The 589-nt window shown below is 44.0% G+C and carries 1 pseudogene; it reads right to left on the reverse strand.

Annotated elements, in window-relative coordinates:
- Positions 1–589: pseudogene (locus Q5762_RS36955) on the reverse strand (hypothetical protein); the annotation flags it as partial.

Below are 589 nucleotides of genomic sequence, written 5' to 3' on the forward strand. Positions count from 1 at the left end.
ATTTGAATCATCGGTAAAGCGCACCAACATCCCTTCGTGGCGCTCAAGGGTTTCGGCGTAATAGCGATCAGATGGTAATCTGGTCACGGTTGTCGGTTCGATATTATGGCCGGACGATACTTTTGTGATATTACCAGTAGGGACTAACTGGGTTGAACCAAATTGCTCAATCACTTTTCCTGTAACAGTCACTTTATCGCCAATCGAATAGCCTTGTACGAGGCCCTGAACGAAAATAGCGTCAGAAGTCAGCGGGTTATTGTCACCAAATTCATCTTGTATAAAAAATCCAATTGGTAGATCCTTTCCAAGGTCGCCATTAGTTTGAATATGGGTAATCACGCCATTAACTCGAAAAACTTCATCAGATTCAAGTTTACCATTAGCAGGATCCGTATAAGGTGAGGCCCAACCGTCCCCTTGTAGATCCATGATAGTTGTATCTATAGCGGTGATTGGTGGGATCGTTGGTGGTATCTCTTGATTATCCAGTTCCGGTGGAGTGCCGATATGACTCCAATCGTTGATGATTCCTGTACTGTGCCAATGTTCAGGGTTAAAGGTGGTCGAGGATTGAACGTTAATTCTT

Source organism: Streptomyces sp. P9(2023), assembly GCF_032436795.1.
Classification (GTDB): domain Bacteria; phylum Actinomycetota; class Actinomycetes; order Streptomycetales; family Streptomycetaceae; genus Streptomyces.